This is a genomic window from Steroidobacter sp. (genome assembly GCF_016790065.1).
Lineage (GTDB): Bacteria > Pseudomonadota > Gammaproteobacteria > Steroidobacterales > Steroidobacteraceae > Steroidobacter.
Map to the genome: position 1 here is coordinate 1 of NZ_JAEUPY010000655.1, position 2,817 is coordinate 2,817.

Below are 2,817 nucleotides of genomic sequence, written 5' to 3' on the forward strand. Positions count from 1 at the left end.
GGCATGTTGGCGGATTTCGTGGTGCTGTCTGCCGACCTGTTTAGCATCCCGGCGGATCAGATTCCCAAGATCAAAGCTCTGCGCACGGTCATCGGCGGCAAAGAACGCTATCTGGCGCCGGGCCAAACGGCCAAACCGTGAATGGCATTGCGCACATCCATGGAGAGATTGACCTGGGCCACGCGCTGGCGAGCCTGAAGGTCATAGATCGTAATCGTTGAAGGCGAGCTGCCGGCGGCAATCCAGCCGTTCGGCAGCACGCACAAGCCGCGACCGAATCCCGCTCGCGCCACGTTGGATTCGAAACGGTCGATATTGAGTACCTGCTCGCGAGCAAAGCGCGGCAGCGGCAGCTGGATCAGCTGACTCCCCGTTTGGAAACAAACCCGTTCGGCGGTCGTGTCGTTATAGAGCACGCCGTCGTTGTACGGCTGCGCGTTGTGCGTGCCGGGCGGCAACGCAGCCGCGAGCTTCAAGTCTCGACCGTTGGTGTGTAGTAACCACGGAGTGTGCAAGCCACTAAACCACACGCCGGCGTCGGTGGCATGCACGGAATTGAGATGGAACCGTCGGCTCGGCAGCGGGCCGGCGACAGCTGAGGGATCGAAGTACCGGAGCCGCAACTCATCGCGCTCCACCCCGAGATGAAAGCCATGCACGAAGCGGCGGCTCTTCAGATCGAACGCCAGCAAGCTATCGAAGCCTGTAGACGTGAGATAGACATGGTCGCTGGCTACGTGGATCTCGTGACAGTGTTGCAGGAACGGATTCGAATACGTTTCCTGCACTTGGAAAGATTGATCGAGAATCAGTAGCTGCTCGTTGCTCGCCACCAGGATGTGCGAGTCGTAGAACGCAATTCCTCGCAAGCCACGATCTCCACCGCGACCGCTGAAATCGATGTCGTTGCGATTCCAGTCGAGCTTCAGCTCCGCGCGGCCCTGCTGCAGATCGATCAAGTACAAGCCACCGTGGCTCTCGCCCAGCTGAGTGCCGCGAACGACCGAGGAGGCGAGTAGCTGGGGCAGGCGAATGGTCACGAAATTCGTTGGAGTGTCCCTGGCCTGGAAACATACTGCATGGCCTGGGACAGCGCCAGTTTTGCGGCCATCGGCTGTTTTTGAGGAATTTGCTGGGTGGCGCGTATTAATGGATGCCGCCCCATCAAGAGGGCGGCACGCGGTAAAGCCGCGAGCCACGACGATTTTGAAGGGGGAAGTAATGCGCACTCAGTCCACAGCGGTCGCGCTGCTCAGCTGTTCCTTTGCTTTAGTCAGCACGCTTGCGGCCTCACCGGCGCCGGCAGCGGGCGCCGATACCAACGCGTCGAACAGCAAAGCACCAGGCCGCAGCGCCATCTATTCGCTCGACATTCCCGCTCAGGACCTCAACTCCGCTTTGCAAGAGCTGGCACTGGCCTCGCAACACAAGCTGTTCTTTAGAACCGAGCTGGTCGCGGGTAAGACGGCACCTGCACTCAAAGGCGAGTACACCGCCGAACAAGCGGTGCAGACGCTGCTGAGTGGAACCGATCTTGCCTTCGAAATCACGCCGTCGGCAGTGGTGGTGATCAAGGATAAGACCGCGATGGGCGTCACGTCGTCGGCGACCAAAGCGTCGTGGACGGACGCGAGCTCGAATCGACTACGCATCGCTCAAACCGAAACGGCGATCGAGGCGAGCAACACAGACTCGTCACAGAATGATAGAGCGGAGTCCTTCGCGCCGAATGCCAGGCTGGACGAAGTGGTCGTCTCTGCGCAGAAACGTCGCGAGAATGTGCAGAGAGTGCCGATCACGGTTGCAGCGTTCGACGAGAAGTCCATCGAGGCGTTGCAAATCGACGATGCGAGAGATCTGTCGCACGCCGTGCCAGGGCTCACCTTCATCAGCATCTCCGGGGCCTTCGGCGCCCAGCTCCGCGGCTTTGCTGTTGGCAACCCGGGCGGTGGGCCATGGCAAGAACCGAGTGTCAGCACTTACGTAGACGGCGTCTACTACGTGAACAGCATCAGCTCGAATCTGATGCTCGACAACATCGCGCAGATCGAAGTGAGCAAAGGACCGCAAGGTACCTTGTTCGGTCGTAACGCGGTGGCCGGAGTGATTGCCATCACTACCGAAGATCCCGAGTACACACCGGCTGCGAAAATCAATTTCGGTTACGGCAATTTCGATACTTGGAGCGCCAGCCTGTACGGCACGGCCGGTATCACGGACAACCTGGCGGCCAGCATCTCGATTGCGACCGAGCAGCAGGGTGAAGGCTGGGGCAAGAATCTGTACGACGGTTCGCCGTCTTATATTTCGGAGGAGAGCTATTCGGCTCGCTCCAAGTTGAAGTGGACGCCTGGCGACAACACGACCGCCACGCTGATCGCGGATTGGTCGTTCGGCCAGAATCCTGGCGTGTTCGCGATCACTCGCGGTGTCTATTCCTTCATCAACACCGGGCCGTCGCATGTCGGCGGCTACTATGATTCCTACGGGCCGCCGGGCTTGCGTGAATCCTGGTCGTCGGGTGTCAGCTTGAAGGTCCAGCACGATCTGAGCTGGGCGGAGTTCGTCAGTATCACGGCGTATCGTGAGGACAAGGCAAATACCAACGTACCTTACGCTTTCAGCCCACCGTACTTGGCGGCGACACCTGCGGTCGGCCAGATTGCCGGCCTGAAACCGGGCACCGGCGGTTCGATCTACAGCTCGGCTACGACTCAAGAGTTCCAATTGTTGTCGCCGAGCAGCTCGAACATCAAATGGATCGGCGGACTGTTCGCGCTGTTCAACGAAGCGGGTAACAAAGATCGTACCGATCAG

2 protein-coding genes are annotated in these 2,817 nt (G+C 59.5%); one reads left to right on the forward strand and one right to left on the reverse strand.

Annotated elements, in window-relative coordinates; translation table 11 throughout:
* Positions 1-107: 107 nt before the first annotated feature.
* Positions 108-1,040, reverse strand: coding sequence for a hypothetical protein (locus JNL55_RS27085; protein WP_293861926.1), 933 nt, complete (start codon positions 1,038-1,040; stop codon positions 108-110).
* 181 nt (positions 1,041-1,221) lie between these two features.
* On the opposite strand from JNL55_RS27085, the gene JNL55_RS27090 reads away from it, so the two are divergent.
* The coding region (locus JNL55_RS27090; RefSeq protein ID WP_293861928.1) for a TonB-dependent receptor plug domain-containing protein at positions 1,222-2,817 on the forward strand (1,596 nt) is incomplete at its 3' end.